General features: G+C 64.8%; 15 protein-coding genes and 1 pseudogene. 12 read left to right on the plus strand and 4 right to left on the minus strand.

Annotation, left to right across the window (positions count from 1 at the left end; genetic code table 11):
* Positions 1–192: 192 nt before the first annotated feature.
* The gene (locus BVH06_RS18405; protein ID WP_083652105.1) at positions 193–981 is read left to right on the plus strand and encodes an ABC transporter substrate-binding protein; all 789 of its coding nucleotides are present in this window, start codon (positions 193–195) and stop codon (positions 979–981) included.
* Between the two features lie 86 nt (positions 982–1,067).
* Complete coding sequence (locus BVH06_RS18410; protein ID WP_075935035.1) at positions 1,068–2,264, plus strand: MFS transporter; 1,197 nt, start codon at positions 1,068–1,070, stop codon at positions 2,262–2,264.
* Here the strand turns inward: BVH06_RS18410 and BVH06_RS18415 are convergent.
* Entirely contained in the window at positions 2,261–3,562 is a 1,302-nt protein-coding gene (locus tag BVH06_RS18415; RefSeq protein WP_075935036.1) for an NAD(P)/FAD-dependent oxidoreductase, read from the minus strand. The two genes, BVH06_RS18410 and BVH06_RS18415, sit on opposite strands and share 4 nt — an antisense overlap.
* A gap of 36 nt (positions 3,563–3,598) precedes the next feature.
* The gene (locus BVH06_RS18420) at positions 3,599–4,027 is read right to left on the minus strand and encodes a 3-isopropylmalate dehydratase (RefSeq protein WP_075931977.1); all 429 of its coding nucleotides are present in this window, start codon (positions 4,025–4,027) and stop codon (positions 3,599–3,601) included.
* Positions 4,028–4,177: 150 nt separating this feature from the next.
* Here BVH06_RS18420 and BVH06_RS18425 point away from each other — a divergent pair, with 150 nt between their 5' ends.
* Positions 4,178–5,107 (plus strand): DMT family transporter, encoded by a 930-nt coding sequence (locus BVH06_RS18425; protein WP_075935037.1) that lies wholly within the window; start codon positions 4,178–4,180, stop codon positions 5,105–5,107.
* Between the two features lie 133 nt (positions 5,108–5,240).
* Here the strand turns inward: BVH06_RS18425 and BVH06_RS18430 are convergent, their stop codons facing one another.
* Both BVH06_RS18430 and BVH06_RS18435 read right to left on the minus strand, forming a co-directional pair.
* The gene (locus tag BVH06_RS18430) at positions 5,241–5,681 is read right to left on the minus strand and encodes an HIT family protein (RefSeq protein ID WP_075935038.1); all 441 of its coding nucleotides are present in this window, start codon (positions 5,679–5,681) and stop codon (positions 5,241–5,243) included.
* A 73-nt stretch (positions 5,682–5,754) separates the two neighbouring features.
* Positions 5,755–7,038, minus strand: coding sequence for an MFS transporter (locus BVH06_RS18435; RefSeq protein WP_075935039.1), 1,284 nt, complete (start codon positions 7,036–7,038; stop codon positions 5,755–5,757).
* 226 nt (positions 7,039–7,264) lie between these two features.
* Here BVH06_RS18435 and BVH06_RS18440 point away from each other — a divergent pair, with 226 nt between their 5' ends.
* From BVH06_RS18440 to BVH06_RS26350, 9 genes and pseudogenes are all read left to right on the plus strand, one after another.
* A complete protein-coding gene (locus BVH06_RS18440) occupies positions 7,265–8,062 on the plus strand; it encodes an undecaprenyl-diphosphate phosphatase (RefSeq protein WP_075931981.1) in 798 nt (265 codons plus the stop codon).
* Between the two features lie 375 nt (positions 8,063–8,437).
* On the plus strand, positions 8,438–9,442 hold the full coding sequence (locus tag BVH06_RS18445; RefSeq protein ID WP_075931982.1) for an AraC family transcriptional regulator: 1,005 nt from the start codon (positions 8,438–8,440) through the stop codon (positions 9,440–9,442).
* A gap of 164 nt (positions 9,443–9,606) precedes the next feature.
* Positions 9,607–10,635: a histone deacetylase family protein gene (locus BVH06_RS18450; protein WP_075935040.1), complete on the plus strand. Its 1,029-nt coding sequence runs from the start codon at positions 9,607–9,609 to the stop codon at positions 10,633–10,635.
* A 45-nt stretch (positions 10,636–10,680) separates the two neighbouring features.
* Positions 10,681–11,781 carry a polyamine ABC transporter substrate-binding protein gene (locus BVH06_RS18455; RefSeq protein WP_075931984.1) on the plus strand — a complete coding sequence of 367 codons (1,101 nt, stop codon included), beginning with the start codon at positions 10,681–10,683 and terminating at the stop codon, positions 11,779–11,781.
* Positions 11,782–12,063: 282 nt separating this feature from the next.
* Positions 12,064–12,960, plus strand: coding sequence for a metal ABC transporter substrate-binding protein (locus BVH06_RS18460; protein WP_083652107.1), 897 nt, complete (start codon positions 12,064–12,066; stop codon positions 12,958–12,960).
* Entirely contained in the window at positions 12,960–13,841 is an 882-nt protein-coding gene (locus tag BVH06_RS18465; protein ID WP_075935041.1) for a manganese/iron ABC transporter ATP-binding protein, read from the plus strand. Before BVH06_RS18460 ends, BVH06_RS18465 begins: the two co-directional genes overlap by 1 nt.
* The gene (locus BVH06_RS18470; protein ID WP_168172931.1) at positions 13,841–14,695 is read left to right on the plus strand and encodes a metal ABC transporter permease; all 855 of its coding nucleotides are present in this window, start codon (positions 13,841–13,843) and stop codon (positions 14,693–14,695) included. The genes BVH06_RS18465 and BVH06_RS18470 overlap by 1 nt, the downstream gene beginning before the upstream one ends.
* Positions 14,696–14,697: 2 nt before the next feature.
* Positions 14,698–15,528: a metal ABC transporter permease gene (locus BVH06_RS18475; protein ID WP_075935043.1), complete on the plus strand. Its 831-nt coding sequence runs from the start codon at positions 14,698–14,700 to the stop codon at positions 15,526–15,528.
* 481 nt (positions 15,529–16,009) lie between these two features.
* A pseudogene (locus BVH06_RS26350) lies at positions 16,010–17,023 on the plus strand (sensor histidine kinase); the annotation flags it as partial.
* Positions 17,024–17,059 lie beyond the last annotated feature (36 nt).

The raw sequence follows: 17,059 nt of genomic DNA on the forward strand, positions 1-17,059 counted from the left end.
CTGTGAACTCCTTCGAGGGTTGAAAAATTTACAGGAGGGATAGTAGCCCTATGTGGAACAAAGAGCCCATTGATTGAAAGCATCAAACCAATAAGCTGAGTCAATCGAACCACATAAAAAGCCTTTTAAAACAGTAATCTGAAAATTTCGTGCTCTGCAATGGGCGAACGTTCAGCATACCGCGAGCGACCGATGACCAGATTTCAGACCACCTACCGTTGCGACACCATCCTGTCCCGACTGGTTCGCCACAACCCGGCGTACCGGCTCGCTCTGGCGCTTGCCCTGATGAGCGGCACCTGCCTGGCCGAGCAAGCCCCGCTGCGCTTCTCGATCACCGAAAGCGGCGTAATGCCGATGGTACTCATCAGCAACGGCGAAGCGGTCGACGGCATTCTCCATGACCTGGCCATCCAGGTGTCCGAAAAAGTCGGCCGCCGTGCCGACCTGCAGGTGATGCCGCGCATGCGGGTGCATCGCGCGTTGCTGAATCAGGAGATCGACGTGCGCTGCTACGTCAACCCGACGTGGCTGGACACGCCCTACCCAGGTTATGCCTGGAGCGTACCATTCATGCTGCAACGTGATCTGCTGGTCAGCCGCTCCGCACAACCTGTCGCTCCCGAACAACTCACCATGCAGTCGATCGGCACGGTTCTGGGCTTTCACTATCCGACACTGGAAGCTCTGTTCGCCGCCGGGCAGTTGCAACGCGACGATGCGCGCACGCAAGGATTGGTACTGAGAAAGCTGGCAGCCGGACGTTACGATTATGCGGTCACCAACGAGCTGGCCCTGCTGTGGTTCAACCGCGGCCGTAGCGAGCCCGAAAAACTTCATGAAGTGCATGAACTGACCCACGTCGAGGTCGCATGCCTGATCCGTGATGCACCTGACGTCCCCACCCAGGCACTGCTCCAAGCGATGCGCCAGATGGAGGAAAACGGCGAGTTCGCCGCCATCCTGCAGCGCTATCGCTGAAAGCTGCGCAGGTCACGATGGTTTTCTCGGCCTGCCAATGTGTGAATAATGCCCCGCCTGATTCGCCGCACCCCATGAGGTAAACCATGAGTGGCTCCGCCCACGCCGCCCCGCGCCTGAGTGCTGGGGCGATCCTGCTGATCGAACTGGCCCTGGCACTTGGCGGCTTCGCCATCGGCACCAGCGAATTTTCCATCATGGGCCTGATGCCCAACGTAGCCCAGGATCTGGGCGTCAGCGAACCCCAGGTCGGCCATGTGATCAGCAGCTACGCCCTGGGCGTGGTGGTCGGTGCGCCGATCCTCGCACTGCTGGGCTCGCGCCTGCTACGCAAGCACCTGCTGTTGCTGCTGATGGGCGTGTTCGCGGTCGGCAACCTGGCCAGCGCCCTGGCGCCTGACTACCTATCGCTACTGGTGTTTCGCTTCTTCGCCGGCCTGCCCCACGGTGCCTACTTCGGCGTAGCCATGCTGGTGGCCGCCTCCATGGCGCCGCCGCACAAACGTGCCAAGGCCGTCAGCCGGGTGCTGATGGGCCTCAGCGTGGCGATTCTGATCGGCAACCCGCTGGCCACCTGGCTGGGCCAGAGCGTGAGCTGGCGCTATGCCTTCGCGCTGGTCAGCGTGATTGCCCTGGCCACCGTGGCGATGATCGCCCTGCTGTTGCCGCTGGATCGCAGCGAGGTGCGCAGCAGCCCGATCAACGAACTGCGCGCCTTCAATCGCGCACCGATTTGGCTGGCCCTGGGCATCGGCTCGATCGGCTTCGCCGGCATGTTCTGCGTGTTCAGCTACATGGCGCCAACGCTGCTGGAAGTCACCCGGGTCAGCCCGGGCATGATCCCGGTGGCCATGGCGGTGTTCGGCGTCGGCTGCATTCTCGGCAACATGGCCGGCGGCTGGCTGTTCGACCGCCTGCGCTTCAAGTCGGTGGCGTGGATCCTGCTGTGGAGCGCGCTGGTGCTGCTGGTACTGCCCGCGGCCACGCACTCGATCTGGACGGTGCTGCCAGCGATTCTGGCCTTGGGCACCATCGCCGCGCTATCGCCGGCCTTGCAGACCCACCTGATGGACGTGGCCACCGGCGCCCAGACCCTGGCCGCAGCCTCCAACCATGCCGCTTTCAACATCGCCAACGCCTTGGGCCCGTGGCTCGGTGGCCTGGCCATCAGCGCCGGTTTCGGCTGGACCTCGACGGGTTACATCGGCGCGGCGACCGCGGTCGCCGGCCTGCTGATGTTTCTCTGGGCCTGGCGGGTGCAGAAGGCGCAAGCGCCGGCCTAAGCCGACGTCGGCTCCAGCACCGGCACTGGCACAGACGGCTTGCGCCAGGCATGCAACGGCGCTGCGCCCTTGCCCGAGAGCAGCCAGCCGGTGCGTGCGCCGACCAGAGTGGTCACCGCGTGGTGACGGCCCATGGGCAGATGCCGCGCCACGAACAGGGCACTGTCGCGCAGCACCGCCAGCACGCCGCTATGCGACTGGAACAGCGGCGTCAGCAGGCGGCTGGCCTGGCGGTAGTAACCCAGGTGAGCGCGGCGCACAGCGCCATAGGCGGCGAAGCAGGCCGCAGGATCGGCAGCCTGGCCAATCCCGCATGTGCCCAGGGCATCGCCCAGCACCACGGCATCGACCAGCGCCATATTGGCGCCCTGCCCCAGCTGCGGGCTCATGGCGTGGGCGCAGTCGCCGATGGCCAGTACGCGACCGTCATGCCACTGATGCATGCGCACGTCGGCATAGCTGGCCAGCATCAGCCGCTCGGGCGACTCGAGGGCATGCAGGAAGGCTTCGGCCGGCTCGCCTGCCAGCTTGCGCACCGCGTCCTTCCAGGCTTCCAACCCGGCCTCTTGCCATGTGCCGTGGCTGGCGACTGGAAGGCTCCAGAACAGGCTGCTCAAACGCGTATGGCGGTCGGCGTGGGTGCAGCCGGTCGGCATGATGCCGAACATCTGCGAGCAGCCGCGGTACCACTGCCGCAGGTCCGTGGAGTCGGCGCCTTCGGGGGTCGGCACGATGCTCCACAACGCGCCCCAGGGATAGGCCTTGACCGCCTGGCGCACCTGCATCTGCGCACGCAGCTGCGAGCGAGTGCCGTCGGCGAGGATCAGCGCGGTGTGCTCGCCCAATATGGCTTCGTTGCCCTGGCCATCGTCGGACAGCAAGCGCACGTGGGAAGGCGACTGCACGAAACGGGAGATGGAGACGCCGGTGCGCAGGGTTACCCCGGCTGCACGCGCAGCGTTGAGCAAGGCGGTCATCAGCACGCCGCGGTGGATGCCGAGACCAAAGGAGTCGGCCTGCCAGTGGGCATAGCGGGTGTCGAGAATCACCCGCTGAGCGCAGGCCGAGGTGCCGAACAGGCGGCTGACCGGCGCGCCGAGCGCGGTGCATTCATCGAGCAGACCCAGGTGGCGAAGCGCCGCGAGCCCCGAGGGCTGCAGCAGAATGCCGGCGCCCACCGGCTGCAGGTCGGCGACGCGTTCATAGAGAGTGACCGACCAGCCCTGGCGGGCCAGCAGGATGGCGCTGGCCAACCCTGCGGTGCCAGCGCCGACGATCGCGATGGGTAGATCTTTCACGGGCACATCCTGTGCGGTATCGAGTGAAGGACGATTCTACCTCGCCTGTTCGGGAAGAATGTCGAAACCACCACGGTTCTGGCTGACGATGCGCAGATTGGCCACGCCGCCGGCCTCGACCTTCACCGCCACTTCGCGGTTGAGGCGACCCTTGCCGCACAGGGTTTCATCTTCGCTATCAGCGGCAATGCCGACGATGCGATTGCCCGCCGGCACCTGGAAGCGCCCCCGTTCACCGACGGCGATACGCGCCGCCACCTTGCGGTCGACCAGTACGGCCACGTAGCAGCCGCCTCCCATCAGGCCCAGGTCACGGGTGACCACCACTTCGCCACCGCCCTGCACCGGCTCCTGATAGGCGCGCAGGCGCTCGCTCGGAATGTCGGTGATCTTTTCGGGATCGGCCTGGTAGGACGAGCAACCGGCCAGGACCAGCAGAGGCAGTACGGCGAAGATCAGACGCATGGGTTCTCTCCAGAGAATCACGGGGATGTCGAGCGACAGGCTCTGCTCACAGACAAGCACATTGCCATAAGCGTGCAATAAATCCATCGCGCTGGCCGGCACCGGTTGGCCGCACCATAATGGCGCCCCACTCCCTTACGAGCGAACCGCATGGACACGCGCAAGAACATCGATGGCCTGGCTGGCGGCCTGATGGTTGGCCTGTGCATGATCTGGGGCATGCAGCAGGTGGTGCTCAAGGCTGCCGCCGACGACGTGGCGCCGGTATTGATGCTGGCCCTGCGCTCGGGCATCGCCGCCCTGCTGGTGGCGGTGCTGATGTTGTGGCGGCGTGACGGGCTGGGGGTGCGCGCCGGTAACTGGCGGCCTGGGCTGGTGGTGGGTTTCCTGTTCGCCCTGGAATTCATGCTGGTCGGCGAAGGGCTGCGCCACACCAGCGCCTCACATATGGTGATCTTTCTCTACACGGCGCCGATTTTCGCTGCGCTGGGGCTGCACTGGCGGCTGCCTGCCGAGCGCCTGCGGCCCTTGCAATGGCTGGGTATCGGCGTCGCCTTCATGGGCATCGTGGTGTCGTTCGCCGGCGGTTCCAGCGGCGCGGAAACCAGGGACGCCGGGCGGCAACTGTATGGTGACCTGCTGGGCCTGCTCGGCGCCATGGCCTGGGGCGCCACCACCGTGGTGGTGCGCTGCTCGCGGCTGTCCAACGCGCCGGTCACGCAGACGCTGTTCTACCAGTTGCTGGGCGGCTTCGTGCTGCTGATCCTGGCCTGCGCGGTGACGGGCCAACTGGGATTCAACCCGACGCCGATCGCCATCGGCGGGCTGATCTTCCAGGCGCTGCTGGTGTCGTTCGCCAGCTTCCTGGCGTGGTTCTGGCTGCTGCGCAATTACCTGGCGTCACGCCTGGGCGTGCTGTCATTCATGACGCCGATGTTCGGCATCGTATTCGGCGTGGTGCTGCTGGGCGAACCACTGGAGGTCAACTTCATCGTCGGCGCCCTGCTGGTACTGGGCGGCATCCTGCTGGTCAGCGGCTACGAGTGGCTGAGCCAGTGGCTCAAGCGGCGGGTGCGCTAAACAGGATCGACGCCAGCCGATGCACTGACAGGAAAACGATGCGGGACTGCGTTTCTCGCCTCGCCCGCAGGCTACGGCCTGCGGACGAGCTTTTCGACGAGGCCGCCCAGCTCCGACGGCCCATGAACGTCGCTCAGGCGCTCTGAAAACGCTTCACCAGCCTGGCCTGCAGTTTTTCCAGCTCGGCCGGGTCGGCCTTGCCACTGGCGTGGTTCTGCAGCCCCTGCTCAGCGAAACGCGGAATCACGTGCATGTGGATATGAAACACCGTCTGCCCGGCGGGCGCGCCATTGAACTGGGCGATCTGCACGCCATCGGGCTGCAGCTCGTCGGCCAGCACACGAGCCACCTTCTGTACCGCCAGGGTCAGTTTGATCAGGCTGTCGGCATCGATTTCCAGCAGGTTGCGGGCCTCGGCGCGTTTGGGGATCACCAGGGTGTGCCCGAACGACTGCGGGAACAGATCCAGGAACACCAGCACGTCGTCATCTTCGTACAGCTTGTAGCAAGGCATCTCGCCGCGAATGATCTTGGCGAAGATGTTCTGCGAATCGTAATCGCCGTAAAGGCTCATGGGCTTCTCCATCGCGTTATTAACGTGCTCGCACCATACCGGCTCGGCCGGCAGGTGCAAAATAGCCGCGCGCTTAACGTCCCTTGCGCAGCAGGCTCAACCCAATCAGTACGCCCACGCCACACAAGGCGATCAGGTAGTACGCCGGGCCCAGCGGGCTCCATTTGACCAGCAGCGACACCGCCACCGGGGTCAGGCCGCCGAACACCGCGTAGGACATGTTGTAGGAGAACGACAGGCCGCTGAAGCGCACCGCCGCCGGGAAGGCATGCACCATCACGAAAGGCACTGCGCCGATGGTGCCGACGAACAGGCCGACCAGCGCATACAGAGGGAACAGCCATTGCGGGTTGGCATGCAGGCCGCTGTAGAACAGCCAGGCGCAGACTGCCAGCGCCGTGCAGCCGACCACCAGCACCCGGCCGGCACCAATGCGGTCGCACAGGGCGCCGCTGACGATGCAGCCGATGCTGAGCATGACGATGGCCAGGCTGTTGGCCTTCAGCGAGGTGACCGCATCGAAGCCGTAGAGGGTCTGCAGGAAGGTCGGCGTCATCAGAATCGCCACCACGATGCCAGCCGACAGCAGCCAGGTCAGCAGCGCGGAAATCGCCACGCTGCCGCGATGATCACGCACTACGGTTTTCAGCGGCAGCTCCGCGGCCAGGGCCTTGCGCTGCTGCATCTCGGTGAACACCGGGGTTTCGTGCAGCCACTGGCGCAGGTACATGGCGAACAGGCCGAACACGCCGCCGATCAGGAACGGCACGCGCCAGGCCCAGTCGAGCACCTGCTCGGCGGTGAACACGCTGTTGATCAGGGTGGCCATCAACGAGCCGAGCAGGATGCCGGTGGTCAAGCCGCAGGTTAGCGTTCCGCAGGCGTAGCCGATATGGCGCGCCGGCACGTGCTCGGAAACGAATACCCAGGCGCCCGGCACTTCGCCGCCGATCGCCGCGCCCTGGATGATGCGCATCAGCAGCAGCATCAGCGGCGCGAGGATGCCGATCTGCGCGTAGGTGGGCAGCAGGCCCATGATCAGGGTCGGCACCGCCATCATCAGGATGCTCAGGGTGAACATGCGCTTGCGGCCGATCAGGTCGCCGAAGTGCGCCATGATGATGCCGCCCAGCGGGCGTGCCAGGTAGCCGGCAGCGAAGATGCCGAAGGTTTGCAGCATACGCAGCCAGTCGGGCATGTCCGGCGGGAAGAACAGCTTGCCGACGATGGTGGCGAAAAACACGTAAATGATGAAATCGTAGAATTCCAGTGCGCCGCCGAGTGCGGACAGGGACAAGGTCTTGTAATCGCTACGAGTCAGGGGCCGGCCGGGGGCCGACGGGGCTGCAGATTGCATGGGGGGATTTCTCGGAGGTCTACGGAACCGCGGTGCGCTTGGCCCGCGGGGCGCTCACGATAGCAAATTCATGGCCCGAGGGCAGCGCCACAGCGCAGCGGAATCGGGCCTGACGGCGAAATTGTATGCGTATATTTCAGCTTGGCGACAGGTTGCGATGGAGAAAATGAAGCCTCGCCGGGTCATACCCGCATTCCGCATCCGTTAGCCCTCATTAAGGAACCCCATGGACTGGCTACACCTGCTCGTTCTTTCGCTCATCCAGGGCGTCACCGAATTCATCCCCGTTTCCTCTTCCGCTCACCTGATCCTGCCCTCGCAATTGCTGGGCTGGCCGGACCAGGGCCAGGCCTTCGACGTCGCCGTGCACGTCGGCACCCTGATGGCCGTGGTGCTCGCCTTTCGCCAGCAGATCGCCGCCATCGTCAGCGGCTGGCTGGGCCATGTGCTGCACCGCCGCGCCAGCCCGGAAAGCCGCATGGGCTGGATGATCATCCTGGCGACCATTCCGGCCGCCGTGGCCGGGTTGGTGTTCGAATCGCTGATCGAGCAGTACACCCGTTCCATGCTGGTGATCGGCACCACCACCATCGTCTTCGGCCTGGTGCTCTGGTGGGCCGACGTGAAAGGTAGCCGCGACGCCGACATGAGCCGCATGACCTGGCGCCATGCGCTGCTGATCGGCCTGGCGCAGATGCTCGCGCTGATTCCCGGCACCTCGCGCTCGGGCATCACCATGACCGCGGCGCTGATGCTCGGCTTCGACCGCAAGAGCGCGGCCAGCTTCTCGTTCCTGCTGTCGATCCCGCTGATTCTCGCCGCTGGCAGCCTCAAGGCGATGCACCTGATCGAGCAAGGCGATGGCGCGCACTGGGGCGACATGGCCTGGGGCATCGGCTTGTCGTTCGCCTCGGCGTTCCTGTGCATCAAGCTGTTCCTGGCCGCGCTGGATCGCGTCGGCATGCTGCCCTACGTGATCTACCGCCTGATCCTCGGCACCTTCCTGCTATTCGTGGCGCTCTGAGAGCCTGTTCACGATCTTTCATTCCATGTTCGCCGACGTTGGCGGCTAAGCGGCGGGAGCGGTTAGCGGCGCAGTGCCTGTGGGAGCGGGCGGGGACGCCTAGTTCATGCCCGCGATTTTTCGCGCGCATGGCGCGCTCCCACAGTGGATCGGCGAACGGCCGCTTCTGCCTTGCAGCTGCCGCGTCATGCGCACGAAAATCTTGAACAGTTCTTGAGCACGGGTCGAGCCCCGGCAGGCAAGCAGGCTGGCCCGGCGTTACCTTCTTCTACATCCGCCCGCCACGCTGCCCGGCAAAACCCCAAAGCGGGCGACGCCGGGCACGGGCATGCTTATTGCCTGATTCTCGGACCCGTTACGAGAAGGCGTGCCCCCATGCAGCACTCCCACCTGACCACCCTTCACGCCGTCGTGCTGGCCCTGGATACGCTCTGCCAGGACGGCACCTGCATCGACGAACTGCTGGCCGGCAGCGGTATCGCTCCGGCCGACCTGCAGCGCCCCGAGATGCGCATCAGCATCGCCCAGGAGCGTCAGGTGTTTCGCAACGCCACCGCCCGCTGCCAGGATCTTGGCCTGCTGCTGGGCCGGCGCATGCACGTGTCGTCCTACGGCTTGCTGGGGTTCAGCCTGCTTTCCGCGGCGACGCTGGGTGAAGCGCTACAGGTAGCATTCAGCTTTCCAGCCTTGCTGGGCACCCTGTTCGAACTGCGTCTGCGTCGCGATGGCGCGCAGGCGTGGATCGAAGCCAGCGATTACCGCGACGCTGCGGAGCTCTCCACCTTCAATACCGAGTTCTGCCTGGCCTCCCTGAAGCTCATCTGCGATGACCTGCTCGGTCGCCAGCTGCCCCTCGAAGCCGCTCGTTTCAACCACCGCGCGCCGCGTTATCAGCGCCAGTACAGTCGCGATTTCGGCTGCCCGGTGCAGTTCAACGCCGCCGCTAACGTCATCGTCTTCGACAGCCAGTGGCTGGACCGCCGCCTGCCGCTGGCGGACCCGGTGACCCACCGCGACACCCTGGAACGTTGTCGCCAGCTGAATCGTGAGTTCCTATCCCATCAGGCGCTGATCAGCCGCGTACGCCAGCTACTCGCCAGCCAATTGCCCGACTCGCCGGGCCTGGATGGCCTGGCGCGCCAGCTGCGCTGTTCGTCGCGCACCCTGCGCCGGCAGTTGCAGGAAGTGGGCACCAGTTACCAGAGCCTGCTCGATGAGCTGCGTTTCGAACAGGCGCGTCGCCTGCTGGGCGAGGAGCGCCTGCCCATCGCCCGTATCGCCGAAGCCCTGGGCTACAGCGAAACGGCCAGCTTTCGCCACGCCTTCCAGCGCTGGAGCGGCACCTCGCCAAGCCGCTATCGGCGCCCTGCCCTGGCTTGACGGCGGCACTCGGAGCCGCCGCCAGCATGGCAGTCAGGCGCACCGATTCGGTTCGGCGATGCGCGATCTGGTGGCCACATCTATCCCTTTTTGGCCGCTCCGCTCATTTCCCTGACGCCGAAATGCGACCAAGAATGCAGCTACCCAAAAGCGGAGGGCCGAGCATGCGCACGATCTATAGCGATGACCATCACCTGCACCATGGTCGCTGTGAAATCATCGACGGGGAGCTCAAGCCCTGCTTCGAGATGCCGTCACGGGCCGACCATGTGTTGGCACGCGTGCGCCAGCAAGGCCTCGGCGAGGTTATCGCACCGCGCGAGTTCGGCCGCGCACCGATCGAACGCATCCACGATGCCGATTACCTGCGCTTCTTCGAAGGCGCCTGGGCGCGTTGGGCGGAGATGGGCCGCGACGGCGACATCCTGCCCTTCACCTGGCCGGCGCGTACGCTGCGCAGCGTGCTGCCGGACAACCTGCTCGGGCAGCTCGGTTACTACAGTTTCGACGGCGGTGCGCCGATCACCGCCGGCACCTGGCAGGCGGCCTGGAGCTCAGCCCAGGTCGCTCTCACCGGCCAGGCGCTGATCAGCGACGGCGCCGGCAGCGCCTTTGCCCTGTGCCGCCCGCCAGGCCATCACGCCGCTGGCGATCTGATGGGTGGCTACTGCTATCTCAACAACGCTGCCATCGCCACCCAGGCATTTCTAGACGGCGGCTGCCAGCGGGTGGCGATTCTCGATGTGGACTATCACCACGGCAATGGCACCCAGTCGATCTTCTACGCACGCAACGACGTGCTGGTGACCTCGATCCATGGCGACCCGTCCTTCGAATTCCCGTTCTTTCTCGGCTATCACGACGAGATCGGCGAAGGCGCCGGCATGGGTTTCAACCTCAACCTGCCACTGGCCGCCGGCAGTGGCTGGGATCGCTGGGCCGCCGCCCTGGAACAGGCCTGCGCACGCATCACCGAGTACGCGCCCGATGTGATCGTGGTGTCGCTTGGCGTGGACACGTTCAAGGAAGATCCAATTTCCCAGTTCAAGCTCGACAGCCCCGACTACCTGCGCATGGGCGAACGCATCGCGCGCCTCGGCAAACCCACCCTGTTCGTGATGGAGGGCGGCTATGCGGTGGAAGAGATCGGCGTCAATGCGGTGAACGTACTGGAAGGCTTCGAGGGTTCCTGACCCTGCAAACTGCCGATAACCACGCATACAACGGAGCACATAACGATGAAAAACCTCCACCGTCTGTTCGGCGCCACGTTCTGCGGCGCTGCCCTGCTGGCCGGCAGCGCCATGGCCGATGCGCGGGAGCTGCGCGTCTATAATTGGGCCGACTACATCCTGCCGCAAACCCTCAAGGACTTTCAGCAGCAGAGTGGTATCAAGCTGACCTGGGACACCTTCGAGACCAACGAAGCGCTGGAAGCCAAGTTGCTCACCGGCAACTCGGGTTACGACCTGGTGGTGCCGTCCAACATGTTCCTCGACACCCAGATCAAGGCCGGCGTGTTCCAGCCGCTCGACAAGAGCAAGCTGCCCAACTGGAAGCACCTCGACCCGGCGCTGCTCAAGCTGCTGGAAACCAACGACCCCGGTAACCAGTACGGCGTGCCCTACATGTACGGCACCGTGCTGATCGGTTACAACCCGGACAAGGTCAAGGCCGCGCTCGGCGACGACGCGCCGGTGAACAGCTGGGACCTGGTGTTCAAGCCCGAGAACATGGAAAAGCTCAAGCAGTGCGGCGTGACCATGCTCGATGCGCCCAACGAAATCCTGCCCATCGCCCTGCATTACCTGGGCCTGCCGCCCAACAGCACCAACCCGGATGATTACGAAAAAGCCACCGAGCTGTTGATGAAGGTGCGTCCCTACGTGACCTACTTCCACTCGGCCAAGTACATGACCGACATCGCCAATGGCGACATCTGCGTGGCCATCGGCTACTCGGGCAGCTTCTACCAGTTCGCCAACCGCGCCAAGGAGGCCGGCAACGGCGTCAAGGTCGAGTGGCGCCTGCCCAAGGAAGGCGCGCCCATCTGGTTCGACACCTTCGCCATTCCCAAAAGCGCCAAGAATGTCGAGGAGGCCCACGAATTCCTCAACAATCTACTAGACCCGACGGTGATCGCGCCGATCAGCGACTTCCTCGGTTACCCCAACCCGAACAAGGATTCCATGCCGCTGGTGGACAAGGCGATCAGCGAGAACACAGACCTGACTCCGACACCAGAAGCGCAGAAAACGCTGTACAGCGTCGAACCGCTGCCACAGAAGATCGAACGCATCCGTACCCGCGCCTGGACCAAGATCAAGAGCGGCAGTTGAGCCACCTCCCTCCCCGACGACCCCGCGCCTGACGCGGGGTCTGCATTTATGGCCGCCGCTGCGCCGCGGTTGTCTGAACCTGCCAGCGGCGCGGCTGCTCACATGCAGTGAATCGCCCGGCTACGCTTGAGAGCGACCGCTGACTCAACCAACGCCGGCGGGCAACACAAATAAATCTCTAATGACAATAGTTTTCATTAGCGTCGTTTTGTCGCTAGAGTGGTAACCCTGTCCGGGCCACCCGCGCCCCCCCATGACCGGTCAAGCCATACGAGGATAGAGATGTTCAATCGGATCCGCTTGCGCACCCTGCTCGCCGCTCTTCTGGTATCCCTGCTGCCGCAACTGGCCGCCGCCGAAGGCAAATTCAAGGTGGTGACCACCTTCACCGTGCTCGCCGACATGGCCCGCCAGGTGGCCGGCGATGCGGCCGAGGTCGAGTCGATCACCAAGCCCGGCGCCGAGATCCACAACTACCAGCCCACCCCGGGCGACATCCTCAAGGCCCGCGATGCGCAGCTGATCCTGCGTAACGGCATGAACCTGGAGCTGTGGTTCGAGCGTTTCCTGCAGCGCCTGCAAGGCGTGCCCGCGGTGACCCTCAGCGAAGGCGTCGAGCCGATCGGCATCGCCGAAGGCCCCTACAGCGGCAAGCCCAACCCCCATGCCTGGATGTCGCCGGATGCCGCGATGATCTACATCGACAACATCCGCGATGCGCTGGCCAAGCACGACCCAGCCAATGCCGCCACCTACGAGCGCAACGCCGAAACCTACAAGGCGCTGATCAAATCTACCGTGGGGCCTATCCGCGAACGCCTGCAGAAGATTCCCGAACAGCGCCGCTGGCTGGTGTCCAGCGAAGGCGCGTTCAGCTACCTGGCCCGCGACTTCGACCTCAAGGAGCTGTACCTGTGGCCGATCAACGCCGACCAGCAGGGCACGCCCCAACAGGTGCGCAAGGTGATCGACGCGGTACGCGCCAACAAGATTCCCGCGGTGTTCAGCGAGAGCACCATCTCCGCCTCGCCGGCCCAGCAGGTGGCCCGCGAAACCGGCGCCAAGTACGGCGGCGTGCTCTACGTCGACTCGCTCAGCGAGCCGAGCGGCCCGGTGCCGACCTACCTCGACCTGCTGCGCGTCACCTCGCAGACCATCGCCGACGGGCTGGCCGACTGATGCCCAGCGCCCTGCACGAAGAAGATAGCCTGAACGGCATTCGCGTCGACGGCATCAGCGTGACCTACCGCAACGGCCACACGGCGCTGCGCGACGCCAGTTTCGGCAGCCCCGGCGGTAGCATCACCGCCCTGGTGGGCGTCAACGGCAGCGGCAAGTCAACGCTGTTCAAGGCCATCATGGGTTTCGTGAAACTGGCCCAGGGCAGCATCAGCGTACTGGGCATGCCGGTGCGCGACGCGCTGAAACGCAACCTGATTGCCTACGTGCCGCAGAGCGAGGACGTCGACTGGAATTTCCCGGTGCTGGTCGAGGACGTGGTGCTGATGGGCCGTTACGGCCACATGGGCCTGCTACGCCGGCCCAAGGCCGCCGACCGCGAGGCCGTGGACGCGGCCCTGGCGCGGGTCGGCATGGGCGAGCTGCGCAAGCGGCAGATCGGCGAGTTGTCCGGCGGCCAGAAGAAGCGCGTGTTCCTGGCCCGCGCCCTGGCCCAGGATTCGCGGGTGATTCTGCTCGACGAGCCATTCACCGGCGTCGACGTGAAGACCGAAGACGCCATCGTGCGGCTGCTCGGCGAACTGCGCGACGAAGGCCGGGTAATGCTGGTGTCCACCCACAACCTGGGCAGCGTGCCGGAATTCTGCGACCGCACGGTGCTGCTCGCGCGCACCGTGCTCGCTTACGGGCCAACCCAGCTGGTGTTCACCCGCGAGAACCTGGAGCGCACCTTCGGCGGCGTGCTGCGTCACTTCGAGCTGCCAGGCGAAGGCCAGCGCAGCTCGCCGCTGATCGGCATCATCACCGACGACGAACGCCCGCTGGTGCTGTACGACGGCAAATCGACCATCCGCGGCCGCGTCGACGACAAGGATCAATAGTGCCCAACCTGCTCGAACCCTTTTCCTATGGCTACATGGTCAACGCCATGTGGGTCTCGACCCTGGTCGGCGTGGTCTGCGCGCTGCTGTCGGTATACCTGATGCTCAAAGGCTGGTCGCTGATCGGCGATGCCCTGGCCCATTCCATCGTGCCTGGCGTCGCCGGTGCATACATGCTCGGTCTGCCCTTCGCCCTCGGCGCTTTCGGCGCGGGCACCCTGGCCGCCGGCGCCATGCTGTTTCTCAACCAGCGCAGCAAGCTCAAGGAGGATGTGATCATCGGCCTGATCTTCTCTTCCTTCTTCGGCCTCGGCTTGTTCATGGTGTCGCTGTCGCCCACCTCGGTAAACATCCAGACCATCGTGCTCGGCAACATCCTGGCCATCACCCCAGGCGATACCCTGCAGCTGCTGCTGATCGCCGGCATCACCCTGGCGGTGCTGGCGCTGCGCTGGAAGGACCTGATGGTGGTGTTCTTCGACGAGCACCACGCGCGCACCATCGGCCTGAGCCCGGCGCGGCTCAAGGCGATCTTCTTCATCCTGCTGTCGGCCTGCACCGTGGCGGCGATGCAGACGGTCGGCGCCTTTCTGGTCATCGCCATGGTGGTCACCCCGGGCGCCACCGCCTACCTGCTCAGTGACCGTTTCGAAAGGCTGCTGCTGATCGCCGCCTGCATCGGCGGGCTTTCCAGCTTCATCGGTGCCTACGCCAGCTACTTTCTCGACGGCGCCACCGGAGCGATCATCATCGTGCTGCAGACCTGCGTATTCCTGGTGGCGTTCGTCTTCGCGCCCAAACATGGCCTGCTCGCCGCACGCCGCCGGGCCGCCCAGGCGCGGCTGGAGATGTGACCATGGAAGCCTTGCTGCTACCGCTGCAAATCGACTTCATGCAGTACGCCCTGCTGATCGCCGTGCTGGTGGCGATTCCGGCAGCGCTGCTGTCGTGTTTCCTGGTGCTCAAGGGCTGGGCGCTGATGGGCGACGCCACCGCCCATGCGGTGTTCCCCGGCGTGGTGATCGCCTATATCGTCGGTTTGCCCTATTCGCTCGGCGCCTTCGTGGCCGGCATGCTCTGCGCCATCGCCTCGGGGTATCTCAAGGAAAACAGCCGCATCAAGCAGGACACCCTGATGGGCGTGGTGTTCTCCGGCATGTTCGGCCTGGGCCTTTTGCTCTACACGCAGATCCATAGCGACGTGCACCTGGACCATATTCTGTTCGGCGACATGCTCGGCATCGGCTGGGCAGATTTGCTGGAGAGCGGCCTGATCGCCCTCGTCGTCACCGCCTTCATCGGCCTGAAATGGCGCGACCTGCTACTGCACGCCTTCGACCCTGTGCAGGCGCGCACCGTCGGCCTGCCGGTGGGCCTGTTGCACTACGGCTTGCTTGCGGTGATGTCGCTGACCATCGTCGGCGCGCTGAAGGCCATCGGCATCGTGCTTACCGTGGCCCTGCTGATCGCCCCGGGCGCCATCGCCTTTCTGCTCACCCGCACCATGGGCGCCATGCTCCTCACCGCGGTGGCCATCGCCGTCGGCGCGGCATTGAGCGGCGTGTACCTGAGCTTCTTCATCGACAGCGCACCGGGACCGACCATCGTGGTGCTGCTCAGCGCCCTGTTCGTCGGCGTGTTCATCTACTCCAGCAGGCGCGAGCACAGGAGGGCCGCGCAGCTGTAGGAATTACCACGTCTCTACACTCGCGAACGCGTTCGTGGCCCGACCACCAATCCGGCATATGGCCTGGCGAGGCTCGCCCTGCGCTTGCCCATCGAGCGCCGGAACCCGATCGCCGATGGCCAGGCCCGCCTACAGCACAGCCAGATGCCGTTGATTGCCGATCAGCCCTTCAATGAAGGCCAGCTCGTGTTCATCGACTACTCGCCATGGCGACACAGGGCCGGTGCGTCGGCCAAACGCTGACCTCGGCACCGTCGAGTGACTCGACGCACTCGCATATCTGGCATACCACATACCAATAAGGTAGGCTCACCGTACCTGTGAAATAGCTAAAAGCCAGCATCGAACCCTGCGCTTCTCGACCGCTCTTGACTCAATAACAACATCCCTCGCCCGAGCAGGAACCACCGTGAACATCAAACAGAAGCTTACCTGGGGCTTTGCGGCCATTGCCTGTGTGCCCGTGGTGCTGGTCGCCATCGTGGTCGTCATCAACTTGCGCGAGCAGGCCCGGGAAGATTTTCTCGATAGCAGCAGCCGCGAGATCAGGCAGATCGACAACGCGATGAACCAGTTCTTCGATGCCATCGCCCAGAACGTCGAATACCTGGCCAAGAGCGATCTGCTGCGCGACACGCAGAACCTGAAGGACTACACCGCAGCCGACGCTGCCCGGGCGCCGCTACCGGCCAGCAATCAGGCGCTGCTGTACGGGCTGAACCAGTTCGCCACCAGCCATCCGACCACCGCCTACCTGCAGGTGGGCCACCAGGATGGCGGCTACCTGGTCTGGCCGGACGACCCCAAGCTCAACAGCTACGACCCGCGCCAGCGTCCCTGGTACAAGGCCGCCATGGCCACGCCCGGCAAGATCGTGCGCACTCCGGCCTACTACTGGGCGCCCGATGACGTGGTGCTGATGGGCACCGTGCACACCGTCGACAACGCTCAGGGCCAGCCGCTGGGCGCCATCGGCCTGGACGTGTCGCTCAAGCAGCTCACCGATCTGGTCAAGCAGATCAAGCTGGGCCAGAGCGGCTACCTGATGCTGCTGGAGAACAGCGGCAACGTGCTGGTCGACCCGCGCGATGCAGCCCACAACTTCAAGCGCCTGGACGAACTGGGTGACGGCTACCGCGAATTGGCGGCGGTCAAGAGCGGCTTCGCCGAGGTCGAGCTGGGCGGCGTGCGCTACATGGCCAACGTTTGGTCGTCGGATAAGCTGGGCTGGCGCTTCATCGGCCTGATCGAACGCAGCGAAGTGATGGCCAAGGCCACCAGCCTCACCTGGCAGATCGGCGTGATCGCCGCAGTGCTGGCCGTGCTGTTCGCCATCGTTGGCGCCAGTTTCGCCGGACTGATCGTCAAGCCGATCCGCAGCGTGGCCGGTGGCCTGGAAGGCATCGCCCAGGGCGAAGGCGACCTGACCCGCAACCTCGACGTGCGCGGCAACGACGAAACCGCCCTGCTGGCGCGCTGGTTCAACCAGTTCCTCGGCGCCATCCGCACCCTGGTGCAGCGTATCGGCAGC

The organism is Pseudomonas sp. PA27(2017) (genome assembly GCF_001945445.1).
Lineage (GTDB): Bacteria > Pseudomonadota > Gammaproteobacteria > Pseudomonadales > Pseudomonadaceae > Aquipseudomonas.

Bases quoted from the DNA above. Each gene is read 5' to 3' on its own strand.
- BVH06_RS18405 (WP_083652105.1), top strand. From the start codon at position 193: ATGACCAGATTTCAGACCACCTACCGTTGCGACACCATCCTGTCCCGA.
- BVH06_RS18410 (WP_075935035.1), top strand. From the start codon at position 1,068: ATGAGTGGCTCCGCCCACGCCGCCCCGCGCCTGAGTGCTGGGGCGATC.
- BVH06_RS18420 (WP_075931977.1), bottom strand. From the start codon at position 4,027: ATGCGTCTGATCTTCGCCGTACTGCCTCTGCTGGTCCTGGCCGGTTGC.
- BVH06_RS18425 (WP_075935037.1), top strand. From the start codon at position 4,178: ATGGACACGCGCAAGAACATCGATGGCCTGGCTGGCGGCCTGATGGTT.
- BVH06_RS18430 (WP_075935038.1), bottom strand. From the start codon at position 5,681: ATGAGCCTTTACGGCGATTACGATTCGCAGAACATCTTCGCCAAGATC.
- BVH06_RS18435 (WP_075935039.1), bottom strand. From the start codon at position 7,038: ATGCAATCTGCAGCCCCGTCGGCCCCCGGCCGGCCCCTGACTCGTAGC.
- BVH06_RS18440 (WP_075931981.1), top strand. From the start codon at position 7,265: ATGGACTGGCTACACCTGCTCGTTCTTTCGCTCATCCAGGGCGTCACC.
- BVH06_RS18445 (WP_075931982.1), top strand. From the start codon at position 8,438: ATGCAGCACTCCCACCTGACCACCCTTCACGCCGTCGTGCTGGCCCTG.
- BVH06_RS18450 (WP_075935040.1), top strand. From the start codon at position 9,607: ATGCGCACGATCTATAGCGATGACCATCACCTGCACCATGGTCGCTGT.
- BVH06_RS18455 (WP_075931984.1), top strand. From the start codon at position 10,681: ATGAAAAACCTCCACCGTCTGTTCGGCGCCACGTTCTGCGGCGCTGCC.
- BVH06_RS18460 (WP_083652107.1), top strand. From the start codon at position 12,064: ATGTTCAATCGGATCCGCTTGCGCACCCTGCTCGCCGCTCTTCTGGTA.
- BVH06_RS18465 (WP_075935041.1), top strand. From the start codon at position 12,960: ATGCCCAGCGCCCTGCACGAAGAAGATAGCCTGAACGGCATTCGCGTC.
- BVH06_RS18475 (WP_075935043.1), top strand. From the start codon at position 14,698: ATGGAAGCCTTGCTGCTACCGCTGCAAATCGACTTCATGCAGTACGCC.